The organism is Blautia sp. XA-2221 (genome assembly GCF_028767025.1).
In the GTDB taxonomy this organism is placed as follows: domain Bacteria; phylum Bacillota; class Clostridia; order Lachnospirales; family Lachnospiraceae; genus Blautia_A.
This window is the reverse complement of record NZ_JAJQXX010000009.1, coordinates 1-19707: the sequence shown is the minus strand read 5'-3', so window position 1 is coordinate 19707 and position 19707 is coordinate 1. Positions and strand designations below refer to the sequence as shown.

The 19707-nt window shown below is 44.2% G+C and carries 21 protein-coding genes and 1 pseudogene; 13 read left to right on the top strand and 9 right to left on the bottom strand.

Annotation, left to right across the window (positions count from 1 at the left end; all coding sequences use genetic code 11):
* Positions 1–23 precede the first annotated feature (23 nt).
* Positions 24–1778, bottom strand: a complete 1755-nt coding sequence (locus LU279_RS08735; RefSeq protein WP_274422174.1) for a recombinase family protein — start codon at positions 1776–1778, stop codon at positions 24–26.
* A gap of 352 nt (positions 1779–2130) precedes the next feature.
* On the opposite strand from LU279_RS08735, the gene LU279_RS08730 reads away from it, so the two are divergent.
* Together LU279_RS08730 and LU279_RS08725 are read left to right on the top strand one after the other, a co-directional pair.
* Positions 2131–2307, top strand: coding sequence for a hypothetical protein (locus LU279_RS08730; RefSeq protein ID WP_274422173.1), 177 nt, complete (start codon positions 2131–2133; stop codon positions 2305–2307).
* Position 2308: 1 nt separating this feature from the next.
* Positions 2309–2917, top strand: coding sequence for a GNAT family acetyltransferase (locus LU279_RS08725; protein ID WP_274422172.1), 609 nt, complete (start codon positions 2309–2311; stop codon positions 2915–2917).
* 42 nt (positions 2918–2959) lie between these two features.
* On the opposite strand, the gene LU279_RS08720 is transcribed toward LU279_RS08725, so the two are convergent.
* The gene (locus LU279_RS08720; RefSeq protein ID WP_021739274.1) at positions 2960–3121 is read right to left on the bottom strand and encodes a hypothetical protein; all 162 of its coding nucleotides are present in this window, start codon (positions 3119–3121) and stop codon (positions 2960–2962) included.
* 279 nt (positions 3122–3400) lie between these two features.
* Between LU279_RS08720 and LU279_RS08715 the strand changes: the two genes are divergently transcribed.
* The 9 genes from LU279_RS08715 to mobQ all read left to right on the top strand — a co-directional run bounded on the left by LU279_RS08715 (position 3401) and on the right by mobQ (position 12628).
* The gene (locus LU279_RS08715; RefSeq protein ID WP_274422171.1) at positions 3401–5647 is read left to right on the top strand and encodes a tetratricopeptide repeat protein; all 2247 of its coding nucleotides are present in this window, start codon (positions 3401–3403) and stop codon (positions 5645–5647) included.
* Between the two features lie 91 nt (positions 5648–5738).
* The gene (locus LU279_RS08710; protein WP_330684617.1) at positions 5739–6203 is read left to right on the top strand and encodes an RNA polymerase sigma factor; all 465 of its coding nucleotides are present in this window, start codon (positions 5739–5741) and stop codon (positions 6201–6203) included.
* Positions 6196–7179, top strand: coding sequence for a zf-HC2 domain-containing protein (locus LU279_RS08705; protein WP_274422170.1), 984 nt, complete (start codon positions 6196–6198; stop codon positions 7177–7179). The genes LU279_RS08710 and LU279_RS08705 overlap by 8 nt, the downstream gene beginning before the upstream one ends.
* Positions 7180–7493: 314 nt before the next feature.
* Entirely contained in the window at positions 7494–8411 is a 918-nt protein-coding gene (locus LU279_RS08700) for a ParM/StbA family protein (RefSeq protein WP_274422169.1), read from the top strand.
* A gap of 3 nt (positions 8412–8414) precedes the next feature.
* Positions 8415–8798, top strand: coding sequence for an adenylate cyclase (locus LU279_RS08695; protein ID WP_274422168.1), 384 nt, complete (start codon positions 8415–8417; stop codon positions 8796–8798).
* A gap of 22 nt (positions 8799–8820) precedes the next feature.
* Positions 8821–9537: a replication initiator protein A gene (locus LU279_RS08690; protein WP_021739289.1), complete on the top strand. Its 717-nt coding sequence runs from the start codon at positions 8821–8823 to the stop codon at positions 9535–9537.
* Positions 9534–10367, top strand: a complete 834-nt coding sequence (locus LU279_RS08685; RefSeq protein WP_028087227.1) for an ATP-binding protein — start codon at positions 9534–9536, stop codon at positions 10365–10367. The genes LU279_RS08690 and LU279_RS08685 overlap by 4 nt, the downstream gene beginning before the upstream one ends.
* A 192-nt stretch (positions 10368–10559) precedes the next feature.
* On the top strand, positions 10560–10781 hold the full coding sequence (locus LU279_RS08680; protein ID WP_028087226.1) for a DUF3847 domain-containing protein: 222 nt from the start codon (positions 10560–10562) through the stop codon (positions 10779–10781).
* 137 nt (positions 10782–10918) lie between these two features.
* Positions 10919–12628 carry a MobQ family relaxase gene (gene mobQ / locus LU279_RS08675; protein WP_274422167.1) on the top strand — a complete coding sequence of 570 codons (1710 nt, stop codon included), beginning with the start codon at positions 10919–10921 and terminating at the stop codon, positions 12626–12628.
* Positions 12629–12768: 140 nt separating this feature from the next.
* On the opposite strand, the pseudogene LU279_RS13545 reads toward mobQ, so the two are convergent.
* The 6 genes and pseudogenes from LU279_RS13545 to LU279_RS08645 all read right to left on the bottom strand — a co-directional run.
* A pseudogene (locus LU279_RS13545) lies at positions 12769–13017 on the bottom strand (DUF4825 domain-containing protein); the annotation flags it as partial.
* 58 nt (positions 13018–13075) lie between these two features.
* Positions 13076–14587, bottom strand: coding sequence for a recombinase family protein (locus tag LU279_RS08665; RefSeq protein WP_002575864.1), 1512 nt, complete (start codon positions 14585–14587; stop codon positions 13076–13078).
* Between the two features lie 94 nt (positions 14588–14681).
* Entirely contained in the window at positions 14682–14837 is a 156-nt protein-coding gene (locus LU279_RS08660) for a hypothetical protein (protein WP_002575863.1), read from the bottom strand.
* 40 nt (positions 14838–14877) lie between these two features.
* A complete protein-coding gene (gene mobV, locus LU279_RS08655; protein WP_002575862.1) occupies positions 14878–15822 on the bottom strand; it encodes a MobV family relaxase in 945 nt (314 codons plus the stop codon).
* A gap of 173 nt (positions 15823–15995) precedes the next feature.
* Positions 15996–16391 (bottom strand): replication initiator protein A, encoded by a 396-nt coding sequence (locus LU279_RS08650; protein WP_002575861.1) that lies wholly within the window; start codon positions 16389–16391, stop codon positions 15996–15998.
* Between the two features lie 111 nt (positions 16392–16502).
* Positions 16503–16916, bottom strand: a complete 414-nt coding sequence (locus tag LU279_RS08645; RefSeq protein ID WP_002575860.1) for a cysteine-rich VLP domain-containing protein — start codon at positions 16914–16916, stop codon at positions 16503–16505.
* Positions 16917–17144: 228 nt separating this feature from the next.
* Here LU279_RS08645 and LU279_RS08640 point away from each other — a divergent pair, with 228 nt between their 5' ends.
* Positions 17145–17408, top strand: a complete 264-nt coding sequence (locus tag LU279_RS08640; RefSeq protein ID WP_002575859.1) for a hypothetical protein — start codon at positions 17145–17147, stop codon at positions 17406–17408.
* Positions 17409–17486: 78 nt separating this feature from the next.
* A complete protein-coding gene (locus LU279_RS08635) occupies positions 17487–18287 on the top strand; it encodes a helix-turn-helix domain-containing protein (protein ID WP_002575858.1) in 801 nt (266 codons plus the stop codon).
* An 80-nt stretch (positions 18288–18367) separates the two neighbouring features.
* On the opposite strand, the gene LU279_RS08630 is transcribed toward LU279_RS08635, so the two are convergent.
* Positions 18368–19588: an MFS transporter gene (locus LU279_RS08630; RefSeq protein ID WP_002584949.1), complete on the bottom strand. Its 1221-nt coding sequence runs from the start codon at positions 19586–19588 to the stop codon at positions 18368–18370.
* Positions 19589–19707: the final 119 nt, after the last annotated feature.

Genomic DNA, 19707 nt, shown 5'->3' with positions numbered 1-19707 from the left:
GTATTATTCAGTTTTGTAAAGGTTTATTTGCTTTCGGCATTCTCCCTGATACGGTAATAATCATCCATATCAATGCCTATTTTTACCTTGGCATCTGGTTTTCGTTTGCCCAAAAGGCACACAGTCTCAACGGTACTTTCATTGTCCCAACTAAGTTCTTCTATTTCCGAACCATTGAAATACACCGGAAAACGGAACTTAATGTGCTTCAGGAATCTGCCATCCGGCTGCTCCTGCTCATAAATGTCTACCTGTTCTACAAAACTGTTTAAAAATTCTTTTTTTTCCAGATCCGTGAACTTGTCATATAGTTTATCAAAATACAGCAAAAATTGGTAGACGTTATCTTCTGATATTTTCTTCTGTTTGATATTCAGCAGACGGTTCTTGACTTCACTGATGCTGTTCTCCACACCCTCGATTTCATCATAGAGACGATACAGTCTTGTCTCCATATCCTGATATTTTTTCTCATAAAAACGATCTGTAATATCCAGGCTGTCCATCTGCTGTCCAATCCGGTTCTTTGCGCCTGTCAGCTGTCGGTGCTGTTTTTCTAATTCTTCAATTTCCTTTTCCACTTCCGACGTGTCAATCCTTGCACCGATTTTATTCAAAATGGCTTCTTCAAATTTGGGATTCCGCACCAGCTTCCGGATTACTTCTTCTACCGCATCGTTCACCTTATCTTCGCTCCACTGTTTGCGGTAGCTGCAATTATGTCCATCCACCAATCTCCGATGCTTGCAGGCATAATAAAAATAATCCTTATATAACGTACCGTCCTTTCGTTTTTTCCGATTGACATTCCCATACATTCCACTGCCACACAGAGGGCATTTTAAAATACCGGATAAGATATGTTCATGTTCCAGACTGTGTGTCTTTTCATAAGATACTCCTGTTTTCTGACGTTTCTGATGTGCCAGTTCCCAATCCTCTTCGGAAATGATTCCTTCATGAATACCATCGTTCAGCATATATTCTTCCTGCTTCACAATCCGGTATTCATTTCTTGTTCCGGGAACTTTCTCATTCTTTCTGCGGCCAAATGCCAGCTTTCCACAGTAGACCGGATTATCCAGAACCCCTTTAATAAAGGAAGTAGCAAAAGCATCCAGTGTATTATTCTGTCTCTTTTTCTTTTTATACCCATGCTGGTTCAGCCATGAGGCAATGGCACTCATTCCCATATTGGTATGGATAAATTTATCATAGATCAATCGGATTACCTCTGCCTCATCCTCTGCAATCCGAAGTTCTCCATTTACCAGTTTATAACCATATGGGGCAAATCCACCGTTCCATTTCCCTTCTCTTGCTTTCTGTTTCCGTCCTTCCATCGTCTGCACCAGAATATTCTCACGTTCAATTTCTGCCACCGCTGACAAAACGGAAATCATCAGTTTTCCACTGTCTTTAGAACTGTCAATGCCATCCTCTACACAGATCAGATTTACTCCAAAATCCTGCATCCGTTGTAAAGAATTTAATACATCCGCTGCATTACGTCCAAATCGTGACAGCTTAAATACCAATACAAACTGTATATTATCTGTACCACTTTCAATATTGTCCAACATCCGTTGAAATTCCGGTCTGCCTTCTACACTTTTGCCGGATTTTCCTTCATCCGCAAATTCCTGTACAATCTCCATGTTCTGATACTCTGCATATTTTCGCAGTTTATCTCTCTGAGCATCCAGACTGTAACCATCCACCTGCATGGTGGTGGAGACTCGTATATATACATAACATCTAATTTTCTTATTTTTCATTAACATTTACCTCATTCATTAGAGTTTTTATTGTCCCAACTAAATTTTATCATTTGTTCCAACCGTATTCAATACTTGATTTTCATAAATTTTTAAACCCAATTGACATATTTTTCCCAAAAACATATAATAATGATAGAGACAGAAAGACCTGTCATCGTAAATATTGCCCGCCCACCGTTGGCGGCTTATAAGTGATCGACTCGAAAATATTGCTCGCTCACCGGAAGCGTCTAATAAATATCCGGTTCGAAAATTATTTAGAATTATTTCTGTTTTCGATATTGTGTTTTTATCGCGCATTGCATATACTATAAATGCACAAAAAGCCAGAAAAAGAGGAGGTGTTAGTATGGCTACTTCAAGTATTACTCATAATTTTGTCGTATCCAATCCCAAAAGCGTAAAGCGTTTTGTCGCAGCGATTGACGAAGCCGATCGTGACCGCACACCAAAGCAGACACTTCCCGGACGCCAGTTAACCGATCCAAAAGAAATTTTAGCTTTAATGGCAAAAAGGAAGAAATAACATGTCTGATAAATATTTTACTATCAACATTCGGGCATATTTGGATAAAGACGAACCGACTTATATCGGAGAGGAAAGTCTTTACGATTTACTCTCCGATTTTTTCTGTCCAAAAAACCCTGATGTTGAATACTTTTTATTACATAATGCAATCGAATTTACCAAAAAAGATCAGTCTATTACTTATCTGGTATTTGATGCCGAAGATGCTTCACTGGTTGGCTATTTTTCCCTTGCAGTTAAACCGATTTCTGTCCGTGCCTCAAATATCAGCAAAACCATGGCAAAAAAACTTGCCCGTGTCAGCATTCTGGATGAAGAAACACAGTCTTACACCACAGCAGCTTACCTGATTGCCCAGTTAGGAAAGAACTATTCTCTTCCAAAGGAAAAACGGATTCCTGGGAACATTCTACTGGGATTTGCACTGGAGACCATATCCAATCTCCAATATTCCGTAGGCGGTGTTATGGAATTTCTTGAATGTGAGGATAATGAATTTCTTCTGAACTTTTATACACAGAATCATTTCAAGCCATTTGACACTCGTATTACTTCTTCCCAGAACAATGATCCACACACTCTTCATCAGCTTTTAAAATTTATCTGATTGGAAATACACGAAAAAAGCGGCAGCCCTGAAATTTTTATCTCAGGAAGCTGCCGCTTCTTTTTTCTTTTCATTTTCTTCTTTTTTCTCCTGTCCATTGTTTTCCTTATCTTCCTCCAGTTCCCGGAGCAGCTCTTCGCCATATTTATCTATCATCCGCACAAGAAAATCAATGCACCGTTCAAATTCTATATTCTGTTTCACAAGCTTCTCCTTCCCTGTTTTTTATTCTGTGGTCATTCTACAGGAAAGTTTCTGGCTTCTCATTGAACAGAAATTGAGAGTGAATTGACTGTTTCTCATTTATTTTGGTTCATATAATTGAAATACCATTGTTCAGAACATATGTTTGTGTTATTATATAGGAAGTTTAGTACCTAATACAAACAGAATTGATACGAAAAGGTGGGATTGCGTTTGGATCGATGCGATTTTAGCTCCATAATTACATGTTTAAAAAATCATATCAGCGAAAGTAACCAGATGAACCAGCCTGAATTTTTATATGAAGTATTTGAGGATTTTATGGACAGCCCGGAAAGCAAAGATTTTTCTTTTGACAATGGGCTGGTCTGCCGGTGGATGACCGGACAGGCGAAGATCAGTCCCAAAATCTGCACTTACTATGCAAGACCAAGCAAGCAGGAAAAGCTGGCTGAAACGCTGCAGCATAATCTTATACCATTAATGACCGACTGTAACAAAGCACTGCAGGATGTTTATCTCCTGTTCATGCAGGATGCCACAATCTCCGAAGCAAAAAAGAAAAAGCTGGCAGCCCTATACAAGCCGATTGATTCACGGCTTCTCTTTCTGGCAAAACTAATCTCCTTTGGTATGGAACGCCAATTTATCAAACGGGACACCAGAAACCAAAAGCTGCTTGCAGGCGGCTCTCTCTCCCCGGTTATTCTGGATTACATCATGGACAGTGAAGTTCCCAGACCATGCCGCCATTTTCTTGGAAGAGAAGAAGAACTGGACGAATTACATACAATGCTGGAAGAAAACAGCAAAGTATTTCTCTATGGAATTGCCGGGATTGGAAAAAGTGAACTGGCGAAAGCATATGCAAAGCAATACAAAAAATATTATACGAACATCCTGTATGTAGAATATGCCGGTGATTTACATCAGGCTGTCACAGACATGGATTTTACCGACGATCTGCCGGAAGATGGGGAAGAAGAACGTTTCCGGAAGCACAACCGGTTTCTCCGTTCTCTGAAAGATGATACACTGCTCATCATAGACAATTTCAACGTCACTGCCACGCAGGACAGTTTTCTGCCGGTGGTTCTGAAATACCGGTGCAGGATTCTTTTCACGACCAGAAGTAAATTTGACGGACACTGTATCCTGCAGTTAAAAGAGATCAGGGATCCAGCCAGCCTGTTTCAACTGGCAGCTGCATTTTATTCTGAAGCAGAAGTACACCAAACACTGGTGGAAGAGATTATAGAAATCGTCCATCGCCATACCTTTGCAGTAGAGCTGGCTGCAAAACTACTGGAAAATGGGATTCTACCTCCGGAACACTTACTGGAAAAGCTACGGGAAGAAAAAGCATCCCTTGAAAATGAAGATAAAATCAGTGCCATCAAAGACGGGCAAAACAGCAAGGCTACTTACTATAACCATATCCACACTCTGTTTTCTCTTTATTCCATATCCGTGGAACAACAGGAAATCATGCGGAACCTTTGCTTTCTGCCTCCTGCCGGTATTTCCGCCCGTATTTTTGCTGACTGGCTTGGATTAACTGACTTAAATGACATCAATGATCTGATTGAAACAGGTTTTGTACAAGCAACTACACGGCATACAATTTCCCTGCATCCGATGATTCAGGAGATTGCCCTTTCAGAAACAAAACCTTCGGTCACAGGCTGCCATACTTTGCTTAATTCCCTGCAAAAAATATGTCTGATGCATGGAACAGAAGTCAGCTATTATAAAAAACTGTTCCAGACAGTCGGGAATATCATGCGGATGATAGAAAAAGATGATCCGACCAAATACCTGCTGTTTCTGGAAGATATCTTCCCATATATGGAGAAATACCGTTACAAGAAAGGTATGAAAGAGATTATCTGTGAGATGAAGCAGCTTTTGAAAGGGAATGGAAACGGTGCCGATACTGACCGTGCATTATTACTGGACTATCAGGCATGTATGGAAACAAAGCCGGAAAAAGCCATCAAACTTGAAAAGGAAGCCCTTGCACAGATCAAAGAAATCACAGAAGACAATGCCCACCTTGTCTCCAACCTTCATGCGAATCTGGGCGGTCTTTACCGCCTAAATGGTCAGGCAGCGCTTGCAAAAGAACACATGGAAAAGGGAATCTTCCTGCTTGAGCAGTACCAACTGCTTTATACCAATGACAGCATTCCCCAGATCAACAATTATGCTGCCTTATTGACAGAATTGCAGGAGCCGGAACGGGCAATGGCTGCCCTCCAGAAACTTGTGCAGATCATCAAAGAATACAACTCCGATACCTGTCTGGACTATGCCCAGGTACAGGAATCCATGGGAAATATCTGCCTGATCACAGCAAATATCTCACAGGCTAAAACCCATTTCAAAAAAGCCATGAAGATTTATGAGAATGTCTGGGCTGATGAGCCGGAACTGATTGAAGAGAAATATCAGGAAATTCAGGAACTGTATCCGCAGGTAGGCATCGCACTGGCAAGGGGAATCCTGGCTTCCAAAAACAAATAATAAAATAAAACCGAAAAAATTTGTAACGAAACTATCCTTTCTCCGTCTAATCTATGTAAAAAGGAGGTGAACAGTTCTGGATTATGAGAAATTGTACAATTCATATTATCTGCAGGTTTACTCATATGTGATGACTATTGTAAAAAATCAGTCTCTTGCGGAGGAAATTACCCAAAATACTTTTTATAAAGCTATGACTGCAAAACACACATACGAAGGCAAGTCCAGCGAATTTACCTGGCTTTGTAGTATTGCTAAAAACCTTGCAATTGATGAATGTAGAAAAAATACTAAATATGCATCTTTTGATGAAGCTAGCTCTGAAGTATCTTTTGATATGGTAGATAATTATGAAGATCAGGACACAGCTCTTCAGATCCATCTCATACTTCATGAACTTCAGGAGCCTTATAAAGAAGTATTCCAGCTTAGGGTATTTGGAGAATTATCATTTTCACAGATTGGAACTATCTTTGGTAAAACAGAGAACTGGGCAAGAGTTACTTATCATAGGGCAAGATTAAAAATCAAAGAAAGGATGGATGAACATGAATAATAATCAAAATCAATGTGATATTGTGCAGGATCTTCTGCCACTTTATTATGACCATGCATGCAGCTTGGCAAGTTGCCAACTGGTAGAACAGCATCTAACTGACTGTCCTAAATGCAGAAATACTTATGAACAGTTAGCGAATAATACCATTAACACAGTTATCAAACAGGAATCAAAAGGAGTTCTTGCCCGTCACGCTCAAAAAGAACAGAATGCCGCGTTTAAAGCCGGCGTTGTTATAGCAGGTATCCTTCTTCTGCCAATCATTATTACCTTTATTGTATCTATGGCAAGCGGAGGAGGACTTGGTGTATTTCTTGTGGTCACTGCATCCATGATGCTTGTTGCTGCACTTACTGTAATTCCTTTGATATCTTCACAAAAAAGAATTTTAAAATGTATCCTATGCAGTATTGCCGCTTTATTGCTGATTTTCTTTTTCGTGGATGCCATGAATGGAGGCGGAGAATTCCTATATTGGTCAATCCCTACTTTATTCGGATTATCTGTAGTATTCTTCCCTTTTATAATACGAAATATCACTTTGCCACCTGTTTTATCTGATAAAAAAGCTCTTATTACTATGATATGGGACACGTTATGGCTATATCTTACAATATTCATTGTATGTTACCGCTCAGGAATGGCTGGAATGAAAACAGGAAGCATTGTTGCATTCGTCCTTATGCTAGGTGTATGGCTCATTTTCCTCACAATAAGATATTTACCTGTAAATTCTTTCATCAAAGCCGGAATCAGTACTTTCTTGTGTAGTATATGGATGATTTTTTCCAACGATATCTGTACTTTTCTTATTGAACATAAAAGACAACTTACTATCAGTCACGTCAACTTTTCAAATTGGAGTACAGACATCAGTTTCAATGCAAATGTCTATGTAATAATTTTAATTGCTGGTGGATTAATCAGTGCTTGTCTTATTGGAATCGGTATAATCAAAATGAAAAAAAGGTAATCCTGGAAACAAAGACACTTCGGATGGCATTATCACACATTGTCATACGAAGTGTCTTTTGTTATGTCTATATGACTTTTTCCCACTTTTGGGAGAAAGTTCTTTTAATTTCAGCAAATATATATTTGTTTGAATACTCTATACAACATTATTCATATACGCTCTTATATATTGGTATCCATTTTTCTCAATTCAAACTCAATTTCTTCTCAATGCCTTCCCTTTCTGATTTTTGTATGCTTATCCCACAGCAGGCCAGTACTACACAGGTACGAACTGCTGAGGAAATCAATACAAAAACAGGAGGGATTTTTATGAGAGAAATCAGAAACACAAAAATCATTGCCGTGGATCATGGCTACGGCAACATTAAAACTGCCAACACGGTCACCCCTACCGGAATCACCGCTTACGAAACAGAGCCAATCTTTACCGGAAACATTCTTGAATACAATGGAACCTATTACCGGATCGGCGAAGGGCACAAAGAATTTATCCCGGATAAGGCTATGGATGAAGATTATTATCTCCTGACACTGATGGCAGTGGCACGGGAGTTGAATGTCTTTTCCATCCATGAAGCAGATGTCCATCTGGCTGCCGGGCTTCCCCTGACATGGATCCGGAACCAACGGGAGGCATTCCGTTCCTATCTGCTCCAAAACCCGGAAGTCCTCTTCTCATTTAACAGCAAAAACTATCACATCCGCTTTGTAGGATGCAGTCTTTACCCACAAGGATATCCGGCTGTTGTGAACCATCTGGGAGATTTTAAGGGAACCAATCTCCTTGCAGATATCGGGAACGGAACCATGAATATCCTATATATCAACAACAAAAAAGCTCAGGAGAGCCGCTGCTGGACAGAAAAATTTGGGGTAAACCAGTGCATGATTGCCGCAAAGAATGCCATTCTGGACAGGTTTGGAGTAAAAATCGAGGAATCTACCGTAGAACAGATTCTTCGGTTCGGAACAGCTGATATTGCCGCACCATACCTGGACTGCATTACAGCAGTTGCCAGACAGTATGTAGCTGATATTTTCGCCACACTCCGCAAATATGAATACAATCCTGACCTGATGCGGCTGTACGTGGTAGGCGGTGGCGGCTGCCTGATTCGGAATTTTGGAACGTATGACAAAGCCCGTGTCACAATCCTTGATGATATCTGTGCTACAGCGAAAGGTTACGAATATCTGGCACAGATGACCCTGAAAAGGAGGGAGTAGCCGATGAGAAACAATATCCGAAGCACAAACCTCCGCTTTAATCTGGAGAAAGATCTGCAAAGGAAAGCCTGGGAATATCTGCAGACCATGGACAAGCAGGAATTCAAATCCTACAGCCATGTAATTGCCCTCGCCTTGGTCGATTATTTTGACCGTTATTACCGCACACAGGAAGACCCTTATCTGGAAACAAGGGAACGGGAAGAACAATTTGTAAACCAGATCGTGGAGGCAGTGGAAAGGAGCCTGAAACAGGCACTTCCCCTCTTCCTCTCCGGGCTGACAGCAGGACTGACACAAAGGGAGCCCCAAAACAGGGCATCCTTTCCGGCACCGGAAGAATCTGGACCGGAAGCAGATATAGACTGGGATTTTCTCGGAGAATAACGGAAGGTAAGGAGGTGAGCACATGACAGAATTTATAACAACAGACACCAGCCTGCCGCCTTATATGGTGTTTCCCCGGTTCCTTCTGGATATGGAGCTGAATGAAACAACGAAACTGCTCTATATGGTTCTGCTTGACCGTGCAAGACTTTCCCTGAAAAACGAAGGCTGGACGGATGAATCCGGTCATGTGTTTCTCTATTTTACCATCGAATCCATGGCAGAAGTCCTTCACAAAAGCCAGATGACCATTAAAACATCCCTGGCCGCACTAGAAAAACAGGATCTGATCATCCGAAAACGCCAGGGTGCCGGTCATCCGAACCGGATCTATGTGAAATTCCCGGAAAAAGCATTCTGCCAGACAGACAACATTCTTTCCGTAAGACAGACAGAAAACTGTCCGGCTGACAGACAGGATTCTTTCCCTGAGACAGACAGAAAACTGTCCGGTAATAAGAAAGAGAGAAATAAGAACGATTTATCAAAAAGAGAGAGTCAGGAGAAACGCTCTCCCTATGGAAAATTTCAAAATGTATTCCTGTCAGAAAAGGAACTGGAAGAAGTCAGACAGTCGGTTTCAGACTGGCAGGAATATATCGAACGGTTATCCGGCTACATGGCTTCCACCGGAAAGCACTACCAGAACCATGCAGCCACCATCATCAACTGGGCAAGGCAGGACAATCCCCCTTCCCGGCAAAGCATTTACGAAAGTGAGGAGTACGAAACATTATGAAAAAGTTTACAGAAGAACTGACCAATAAGGAACCAAACAGAGAATTGCAGTCGGATGAATATTTTCATGACTCCGACCACCTGATTTACTGCGCCAAATGCCATACACCCCGGCAGGGCAGGTACACCTTGCAGGGCAGGGTATTCATGCCGCCCATCCGGTGCAAATGCCAGCAGGAACTCTATGAACAGGAAGAAACCAAACGGAAACTGCTGGAGAAACAGGCAGAAATCGAACGGATGAAAGCCAGCGGGTTACAGGATAAGGCACTTTATGATTATACATTTGACAAAGATAACGGCATCAACCCGGAGATGGCATACGCCCACAAATATGTGGAGAACTGGGAAGATATGAAAGCCAATTCCTCCGGTCTTCTCCTCTGGGGAAATGTCGGTACTGGGAAATCCTTCTTTGCAGGCTGCATTGCCAATGCCCTTCTGGAAAAAGGTGTTCCGGTGCTGATGACAAATTTTTCCCGGATCCTGAATACCCTGAGCGGAATGCATTTTGAAGACAGGAACCAGTTTATCGACAGTCTGAACCGATATAGCCTGCTGATCATTGATGACCTTGGGATTGAACGGAATTCTGAATTTGCCCTTGAACAGGTATTCAATGTGATCGACAGCCGTTACCGCAGCAAAAAGCCACTGATCGTAACGACCAACCTCACCTTGGAAGAATTGAACAAGCCAACTGACATGGCGCACAGCCGAATCTATGACAGGATTTTGGAACGCTGTGCTCCCATCCGAATCAACAACCGCAATATCCGAAAGGACAATGCCTCTGCAAATCTACATGAAGCGAAAAAAATATTGTTGTAATGACATTCTGTATCAAAAATAACAGAAATTGGTGCCATATGATACCCATAATCACTTAGCGGCGATACTGCTCTCTCCATTGATGCACATTGATTGAATGTATCGCTGCTATTTCCAGAAAAATCAGTACCAGTTATGAAAAATCAAAACCAAAAAAGCCCGGAAACGGGCATAAAAAAGGAGGTGCCAGACATGGCAGATAAAAAGACTATGATACCGGAAGAAAAAGCACTTTTACAGGCAAAGCACCGGCAGGAGGAAGCCGAAGCAAGAAACCGAAAAAAAGAACGGAATGCCAGAACACACAGATTGATCCAGGAAGGGGCTATTCTTGAAAGCGTTGCTCCGCATGTCCGGGAGATGGATTTAGATCTCTTGAAACGGGAACTTCTGATCCGGTTACGAGGGCTGTAGATACCGAAATTCTACTCCCGAAGGGCGCACTTACTCACCACCTGATAAATCAGGCAGTGGTATCCCCTTCGGGGCTCGTGCGCTCTGGCGAGGGCTTTATCCGCTGTTGCAGGCAACATCGAAAGGAGGTGCCAGATATGGCAATTTATCATATGCAAGCTAAAGTCGTCAGCCGTGGTTCCGGTCGGTCTGCTGTTGCTGCTTCTGCTTATATGAGCTGTAGCCGCATGTACAATGATTACGATGGCATTCAGCATGACTACACCAGAAAGCAGGGTCTGATCTATCAGGAAGTGATGCTTCCTCCAATGGCTCCATCCAAATGGATTGACCGGGAACAACTCTGGAACGCTGTGGAAGAAACCGAAAAGACCAAAGACAGCCGACTGGCAAGAGAATTTGTTGTCGCACTCCCTGTTGAGTTGGATAAAGACAGCAATATTTCTCTTCTTCAGGATTTTATTAAAAAGAATTTTGTAGATATGGGGATGTGTGCTGATTTTGCTATTCACGATACAGATGGTCACAATCCCCATGCACACATTCTTCTTACTGTCCGCCCACTAAATGAAAATGGAACATGGCAGTATAAAACCGAAAAAGAATATCTCTGTATCAAAGATGGAGAAGAAAAAGGATTTACTGCTTCTGAATTTAAAACTGCTCAGAAACAGGGATGGGAAAAGCAATATCGCTATAAAGTTGGGAAAAAGAAAGAATATCTGACTTCCTCTGTTGCACAGGAAAAAGGATATGAACGGATTGATAAACACCCCAAAAGTAGCCGATATGGCAGACAGAATCCTATTTCCGAACAATGGAACAGTGATGAACAACTTTGCATCTGGCGGGCAAACTGGGCAGATGCCGTAAATAAAATGCTTGCACGTAATCAGATAAATGCTACCATTGATCACCGCAGCTTTGCAGATCAGGGAATCACCGAACAGCCAACTATCCATGAAGGCTACATTGCCCAGAATATGGAAAAGAAAGGCATGATAGCAGACCGCTGTGAAATCAACCGTCAGATTCGTGCGGATAACAAAATGCTCCGAGAATTAAAAGCAAAAGTAGCAAAACTGGCTGAAGCTGTAGAAAAGTCTGTTCCGATAATTGCAGAAACACTGGAAGCAATCCGAAATCACATGATTTTTACACAATATCATTTGCTCCACAATGAGATGCAAAAAGAAGTGATCCATGACTGGATGAATCATTTTAATCCAATACTGAATAAATACAACACCGTTAAAAAGAAACTCAAAGCTAAAGTTACGGAACGGAAAGAACTGAATGTGCAAAAGGATAAAACCAGTATTTTGAATCCCATCCAGCATATAAAATTAAATCAGCAGCTTACCACTATTACCGAAGAAATCGAAGAACTGAAATCAAGGAAAGAGCAGCTAATCTTCCAGGCAGAATGCTCTACCGATAAAGATATGACAAATCTATCCAAGAAATATGACCAAATGAATAACAATCTTAATGTCCTGGATTTTCAGGACATCTCGCTCCAAAAACAGCTTGAAAAAGACGCCGCCGCTTTCCGTGAAGAAAAATTTCGTCCTGAACCAGAACAATATACCGAGTTACTGGATACCAGAATCCAGATACGTCCTGATTTCCGGGATAAGCTGATTGAACAGCTCAAAGGTACTTTTGGTAAGTATTATGACTATCACCGTCGTGATATTGCAGCCGATGAGGTGGATTATCTCAATGTGGAGGATCCTGATGTTTTCTCCCATCGTGCATGGGAACTTGAATATCAGAGGAAACAGGAAATACGGCGAAATCAGCCTGCTCGGACTAAGAAAAAGTCATATGATATGGAATTGTAACCGGCTCTGAATAGAAAATATGTTCTTACAAATCTCTTGTTCAAAAATGATTTTTTTCAAAAAAGCGTATGGATCTAAAACTTCCATACGCCTTTTTATATTCCGCTCTTCAAATCGTCTAAAAGTTGACTAAAAATATATCACCGTTCATATGATGCAATAATTTCTTTGCTATCTGCTGTTTTATAATCAATTGTTCCCAAATTACCAATCAAATCAAATGTCATATCTGCATTAACCTGCAATTCATCTTCAAGCTTGGCTGCAGACGGCTCATCTTTTAGAAAAACTGTTAATCCATAAGGCTCTGTTTCAGACTGTATCTCTATACTGTCATATGAGTATCCCTCCGGATACTCTTGACCGCTTACAATATTTATAACATTTGAAAGTACAGTTTACAAGGGACTACACAGGGTAGGTATCTGACGGGAGGGGTGCCGCCAGTCAGATTTTCCATGTGATGTTCAAGCTGTCGCTTGTGGCGGCTATGGTGGTGATCATCAAATCCACCACACGCCGCTTGTCATCAAAAGATACATTCTCCCAGGTATCGAGGTAGCCGGAAATCTGGCTGACCTGTTCCGGGCTGATGGCCTCCACAGTCAACTCCGCTATCCTTGCCAGAAGTTCCTGCTTGCGCCCGTCCAGTTCCGCTATCTTCACATTCACATAGGAGAACAGGACATTGTTTGCCCCCGTCAGACTGTCCACCAGCTTTTCAATCTCGCTGTCTACATGGGCAAGTTCCACTTGCAGGGCGGTGATTTTCGGGTTTGCCTTTGCCGCTTTCTTTTTTCCTGTCAGCGTCTTGTAGCTTGCCAGCTTCTTTACCATCTGCTGATAAACAACCGCTTCCAGTTCCGAAGTGATGATTTTCCCACAGCCAGGACAGCTTTTATTGTCCAGCCGTTTCGTGCAGCGGAGATACTGTTTGCCGGAGGGATTGTAGATACTCATAAGAGCATACCCGCAATTCCCGCACTTGATTTTTCCTGCCAGCCATGTGTGGGTGGCTTTCCGGGCAGACTGGATTTTCATGTTGTTCATCAGCTTCTTGCGGCAGGTCAGCCAGGTGTCGGAGGGGACGATACCCTCATGGGGAGCCAGTACCAGCATTTGGTCTTTTAAGTCGTTTTTCTTGCTGGCCTTTACATCTCGCCCTTGATACAGATAGCAGCCGTTCATGCCCGTAAAATCGGCAACGTCATTGACAATGACTGTACCTTGACTTTTGAAAAATTCGTACACATCAAGGTCTGCCTGCACATAGACAGGATTGCGTAACATCTGCGCCAGCGTGGGGCGTATCAGCTCTTTGCCATGGAACAAAATCCCCTGTTCGGCAAAGTACCGGGTAATGTCCCCGTAGGAAGTTGTGGGCTGGGCGTACATCTCAAACATCAGCCGGATATTGGCCGCTTCCTCCGGGTTTACCACCAGCTTCTTTGTGTTGATACCGTCCATCTTGATAGGCTCCGTATGGAAGCCGTAAGGGGCTTTCCCGCCCATCTTAAAGCCCCGCTGACTGCGGGAGTAGTAAGCGTCCGTTACCCGCTTCTGTATCGTTTCCCGTTCAAGCTGGGCGAACACGATACAGATATTCAGCATGGCCCGTCCCATCGGCGTGGAGGTATCAAACTTTTCCGTAGAGGACACAAACTCCACATTGTACTGCTGGAACAGCTCCATCATGTTGGCAAAGTCCAGAATGGAACGGCTGATACGGTCGAGCTTGTAAACCACGACCTTTGCAATCAAGCCCCGCTTGATGTCCCGCACCAGTTCTTGAAACTTCGGACGGTCTGTGTTCTTGCCGCTGTACCCTTTGTCTGTGTATTCCTTGCAGTTACCGCCTTTCAACTCGTATTTGCAAAATTCAATCTGGCTTTCAATGGAAATGCTGTCCTTTTTGTCTACCGATTGTCTTGCATAGATTGCGTCTATCCGATTGTTCATATTGTCGCTCCTTTTCTTAAAAAAGAAACGGAGCTGCTGACAGTTCTATTATACCGCCAGCAGCCCCGCAAATCAATGATGGGTTTGGAAAACCTTATGTCCCGGCTTCCTCACTCTCCCGCTTGTCGGCGTACTTGCGGAACACCTCATAAAGCTGCTGTTCCAGTTCCCGGCGTTTGGCTGCTTCCTGTTCCGGCGTGAACACCGGGGAGAGATTTTCCAGTGTGATTTCCTTTCCCTGAAAAGTCACGATTTCGATTTCCTTTTTGTATCTGATATTACTTATAAGATCACCTTTCCTTTCCATGCTGCCGCTGTTGCCGTTTCAGTTCCGCTAAAATCTCCGGCGGGATACGGTCAACCAGCCGCCGCATATCGTCCAGTTCGCTTTTTAACTTCGCCCGTTCCATCGTGTCATTCATCTTGCCTTTTTCGCTGGCCTTTGCCCTGACTTCCAGCTTTTCATTTTCCGCTAACAAGTCATTGATTGTGACCTTGTATTTTTTCAGTTGCCCGGAGAAGTTCTCCATCTGCGGAAACCACTTTTTCAGCATGGAGAGGGCTTCCTCTTTCTTCTTTCCGGCGTTCAGCGGGGTAATGCCGGAGAGAACCGCTTCAATGGCCCTCGCCTGTTTGGAGAGGTTGACCGCCTGTTTGAACAGCCGGGTGGGGATATGCTTCCGGCCCGTCTTGCTGGCGCTTTCCCCACGCTCCAGGTCGGGGTACTGCTCCACCATACAGGCGTGAAAATCGTCCTGCCACTTCGTCAGATTGGCCCGGTTGCCGATAATTTCTTTGGCGCACAGGCGGTTGTCCTTTGTCAGCGGCACAAAGACCAAGTGCAGATGGGGCGTTTTTTCATCCATGTGTACCATAGCCGAAACGATGTTCTCCCGGCCCACCCGGTCAATGAGGAAGTCCGCCGCCCTCTGGAAGTAGGCCGCTATCTCCTTTGGGGACTTGCCCTTGAAAAACTCCGGGCTGGCGGTAATCAGCGTGTCCACAAACCGAGTGCTGTCCTTGCGGGTGCGGCATCTGGCCTGCTCGATGCGGCTCTGAATGAAATGGTAGTAGCGGCCATCCGGCTTGACGATGTGGAAATTGTACTTGCTCCGGCTGGTGTCAATGTCCGGGTTGCTGGCGTACTGCTCCTTTTTCCGTTCATGGTGGGCTTCCAGCGGCCCCGCCGGGTGGCCCTTGTGCTTCTCAAATCGCAAAATTGCGTGTTGTGCCATTGAACTCCTTTCCCCATTCCATTCCTTTCCGGCGGGTTTTCCCGCCGAAAATATCTCTGATAGGATTGGAATGGAATGAATGTAAATAGATGGTTTTAATCTCTGTATTTCTATATACCGTCAGATTTCCGTACTTCAAGAGGATTGATTTTCGTACTCGCCAAGTACGGTTTTCAGCCCTCCGGCGTACCATAACCGGATTTCTTGAAGTCGGTGTTTGGAACCGCTTCATAGGATTTCGGGTAAATGCGGTTGGGTTTTCCACAGCCCTGTTTCTGGATTTCCACCAGCCCCGCATACTGCAACTCCCGCAGGGTGTTGACCGCTTTCTGCCGCCCGCAGCGGAGCAAAGCGACCACCTCGCAGATGGGGTAGTACAGGTAGACCCGCCCGTACTCGTCCGCCCAGCCGTTCTTCCGGGACAACTCCGCCCGGCGCAGGACAAAGGCATACAGCACCTTCGCTTCGTTGCTCAAGGGCTGGAATGTGGGTGCTTCAAAAAGGAAATTGGGGAGCCGGGTGAAACTGAACGCCTTTTCCGGCTGGTGAATATAAATCGTGTTTGTCATAGCGTGTTTTGTGGACGGTTAGAGGCCCGTTTTCCGGGGCGAATGATAAATGATACCAGCCGCCCCGGTTGAGGGCTTGCGGAGCCTTGCAAATCAAGGCTTTTCCCGCTCTTAACTGTCCACAGCAGACCTCCTTTTCCGTTCACTTTCTGTTTTCTGCCGCCTGTGAACTCTGGCGGCGCAGTCCGGGCAGTATTTGCCCCGGTTGGACTTCGGGACGAACACACCGCCGCACTCCGCACAGCGTTTCAAGTCCCTGTCCCGGTAAATCTCCGCTTCCAGCGTCCTGTCCAGCGGCAAGACCGCCCAGCGGAACCACTTGCAGCAGACGGAGAACGAAATCATCTGCGGACAGGCGCAGGTGTCGCCATCGTCCAGCGCAAGGCAGTTTCCGTCCTCGCAGTTGCAGCACTCCCGGCGTATCAGGCCGCTGGCTCGTCTCTTCTGGGGCGGGGTTATGCGGTAGGGGGAGCCGTCCGGCCTGTGTTCCAGCGGCGGCAGGTGTTGATAGGGTCTTTTGCTCATGCGTCCCTCCGTTTTCTTTGGCGTGTTCTGTTTCCAAGGTGCTTGTCCATCGATGAACTATCCCAAGTCTACACCTTTTTGACCGCCTGTGCCGTATATCCAAGAGGTAGGAAATCAGCCTGAAAAACTCCCTATTTCCACGCTCTCGGATTTGTGATATAATCAAAAAAAGATAAAAGACAAATTCAGGTTTCTGGTCTTCTTGCACAAAATAAAGGAGGAGCTATTATGCAAATTGTTTATATTCCAAGCGAATCAATGTCTGTTCAAGGTAAAAAAGATGAAATCTATAAAAGATATGGGAAAGACTGGAATATTAGAGAACAGGGAGGAGGTAACGGAAATTGGTTGTTGACCAGAAAAAGTGATGTGCTTGTAGATGGAAAAAGTTATCGTACTTTTGTACTTGAACACTACGGTAAATCCAAGCTGACAGCGAAGCTTGTTGATAAATTTCGTGAAGATGTAGCAAATGGTAAAATAAAACTGTAAATGCCTATGCCGTTATGCTATGAGCATAGTACATAGCATAACGGCTTCTCTTTCGTTGAGCTAGCAAGGAGGGTGAATATGTCTTTATCCATACAAGAGCGATTAAAAGACCTACGTGTGGAGCGTGGCTTGACGCTGGGGCAGCTTGCGGAGCAGACCGGGCTTTCCAAGTCTGCGCTGGGCAGTTACGAAACGGAAGACTTCAAGGACATCAGCCACTATGCCCTTATCCGGCTGGCGAAGTTTTACGGTGTGACCGCTGATTATCTGCTGGGGCTGTCTGAAATGAAAAATCACCCAAACGCCGATCTTGCAGACCTGCGTTTGAGTGATGAAATGATTGACCTGCTGAAAAGCGGGAGGATAGACAATACCCTGCTGTGTGAGCTGGCGGCGCACCCGGATTTCCCCCGGCTGATGGCTGACCTTGAAATCTATGTGAACGGAACGGCACTGAAACAGGCGCAGGGTGCAAACGCCATAGTGGACACGATGAGCGCAACTGTTATAAAAAAGCATAATCCTGGCATGAGTGATACGCAGTTAAGACAGCTTATCACCGCCCATATTGATGAGGACGAGTTTTGCCGCTATGTGATACAACGGGACATAAACGGGATTGCCCTTGCTCTGCGGGAAACACACAAGGACGATTTTTTCAGCGTCCCAGAGGATAACCCGCTAAAAGAAATGCTGGAAACTGCTGGTGAAATCGTCAGCCAGGACAGCGACACGGAACAAGCGTACTTGGCGTTTATCTGCAAACGGCTCAAGCTGAATTTTAGGAAGCTGTCAGTAGAAGAACGGAAGTGGCTGAAAAAGATTGCGGAAAAATCCGACTTGCTGAAGAATCCAAAACCGCAGAGAGGACGAAGATAAAAAATGCCTGAACGGCGGTTCTGGTTTTTCAGAACCACCATCCAGGCATTTTGTTTAGTAATAGAAAAAGGTGCAGTTGATTATTGCGTATTGTCAATCTCTCTCAAACCGGGTAGTAAAAATACGGCAAGCGCAACGATGATAATGCCAATTCCGCAAATGACAAACCATTTCTCAACTCCCAGCCGCTCCGCCAGAGGCCCGGAAATGACAAGGCCAAACGGCATGGCGAGGGAAGCGGCGCTTGTCAGTAGAGAAAAAACTCTCCCCAGATATTCTGGTTTGACCGTTTCTTGAAAAATCGCATTTTGCACACCGTAAAATGGAGCGGAAATTCCCATAACAGTACAGCACACAACAAAGACAAGAAATGCGTCTGGCGGCAAAAGCCCGGAGAGCATATTGCTAACGCCCATCAGGAGAACGGAAAGACCGATGGTGTACCGCCGTTTCTTAAAACCGCCCCAAATGCTCAGAATGACTCCGCCAAGCAGCATACCAACCGCAAAAGCAATTTCAGCGGCAGAGGCATGGGCCGGTGTTCCTTTGAAGTATGACATACAGATGAGAGGAAAAAGCGTACTGATTGGCATATAAAAGAACATATAAATTACACCAATCCAGAGCAGAGCAAAGAGGCCCCTGTTTTGCTTTAATACCACATACCCCTCTTTCATATCCTGTAAAAACTGTTGTCTTTTCGTTTCTGGACATAGTTCAGGCGTTGGTATGGACGAAATCGCAACAGTCACACAGGCAAGGATTGCACCCACAATATCTAACAATATAATTGCATTAAGAGGCCAAACAGCATATAAAAACGCTGCGGCAGCTGGACTGATAATCGCACTTACTGCTTGCATGGTCTGCGTGTAACCAGCGCATTTTGTAAGTTCCTCTTTTGGCACAATCATAGGTGTTGCTGCGCTGAATGCTGGAGAATGAAAAGCAGTTCCCGCACTTCGGATTAACAGGACAACCATAATAGACCATACGGGCAATTCCATGTAAAACGCCACCAGCGCCAGAATACCGCCAGCGGCGGCAATTATCAAATCCGCACCAATCATTACGCTTTTACGGCTGTGCCGGTCAACAAAAGCACCTGCAAACGGGCCTAAACAGGCTTGCGGCAAAAATCCAATCAGTGTTGCCGCCGTCAATATGATTGCAGAATTAGTTTTCGCAACCAAATAAAAGATAATGGCCATTTGCAAAATACCGCTGCTAATAAAGGATATTGCTTGTCCGGCAAGAAGTGTAAAATAAGTTTTTCTCCATGAATTGTTGTTTTGGGTCATAATGCGAACCTCCTTTTTTATTGCATTGTTCCTTTGTTTCTGCAATCACGACCACCGGCTTAGCCGGTGGTTTGCTTTGACCCTATAAGGGTCTGTTACCGGCACTGGAGTCTAAAGAC

Excerpts from the sequence above, each read along its gene's own strand:
- LU279_RS08730 (WP_274422173.1), top strand. The coding sequence starts at position 2,131 with ATGGCTACTTCAAGTATTACTCATAATTTTGTCGTATCCAATCCCAAA.
- LU279_RS08685 (WP_028087227.1), top strand. The coding sequence starts at position 9,534 with ATGAAAAAGTTTACAGAAGAACTGACCAATAAGGAACCAAACAGAGAA.
- LU279_RS08735 (WP_274422174.1), bottom strand. The coding sequence starts at position 1,778 with ATGAAAAATAAGAAAATTAGATGTTATGTATATATACGAGTCTCCACC.
- LU279_RS08645 (WP_002575860.1), bottom strand. The coding sequence starts at position 16,916 with ATGAGCAAAAGACCCTATCAACACCTGCCGCCGCTGGAACACAGGCCG.
- LU279_RS08635 (WP_002575858.1), top strand. The coding sequence starts at position 17,487 with ATGTCTTTATCCATACAAGAGCGATTAAAAGACCTACGTGTGGAGCGT.
- mobQ (WP_274422167.1), top strand. The coding sequence starts at position 10,919 with ATGGCAATTTATCATATGCAAGCTAAAGTCGTCAGCCGTGGTTCCGGT.
- mobV (WP_002575862.1), bottom strand. The coding sequence starts at position 15,822 with ATGGCACAACACGCAATTTTGCGATTTGAGAAGCACAAGGGCCACCCG.
- LU279_RS08630 (WP_002584949.1), bottom strand. The coding sequence starts at position 19,588 with ATGACCCAAAACAACAATTCATGGAGAAAAACTTATTTTACACTTCTT.
- LU279_RS08650 (WP_002575861.1), bottom strand. The coding sequence starts at position 16,391 with ATGACAAACACGATTTATATTCACCAGCCGGAAAAGGCGTTCAGTTTC.
- LU279_RS08715 (WP_274422171.1), top strand. The coding sequence starts at position 3,401 with ATGAACCAGCCTGAATTTTTATATGAAGTATTTGAGGATTTTATGGAC.
- LU279_RS08725 (WP_274422172.1), top strand. The coding sequence starts at position 2,309 with ATGTCTGATAAATATTTTACTATCAACATTCGGGCATATTTGGATAAA.
- LU279_RS08705 (WP_274422170.1), top strand. The coding sequence starts at position 6,196 with ATGAATAATAATCAAAATCAATGTGATATTGTGCAGGATCTTCTGCCA.
- LU279_RS08690 (WP_021739289.1), top strand. The coding sequence starts at position 8,821 with ATGACAGAATTTATAACAACAGACACCAGCCTGCCGCCTTATATGGTG.
- LU279_RS08665 (WP_002575864.1), bottom strand. The coding sequence starts at position 14,587 with ATGAACAATCGGATAGACGCAATCTATGCAAGACAATCGGTAGACAAA.
- LU279_RS08680 (WP_028087226.1), top strand. The coding sequence starts at position 10,560 with ATGGCAGATAAAAAGACTATGATACCGGAAGAAAAAGCACTTTTACAG.
- LU279_RS08695 (WP_274422168.1), top strand. The coding sequence starts at position 8,415 with ATGAGAAACAATATCCGAAGCACAAACCTCCGCTTTAATCTGGAGAAA.
- LU279_RS08640 (WP_002575859.1), top strand. The coding sequence starts at position 17,145 with ATGCAAATTGTTTATATTCCAAGCGAATCAATGTCTGTTCAAGGTAAA.
- LU279_RS08700 (WP_274422169.1), top strand. The coding sequence starts at position 7,494 with ATGAGAGAAATCAGAAACACAAAAATCATTGCCGTGGATCATGGCTAC.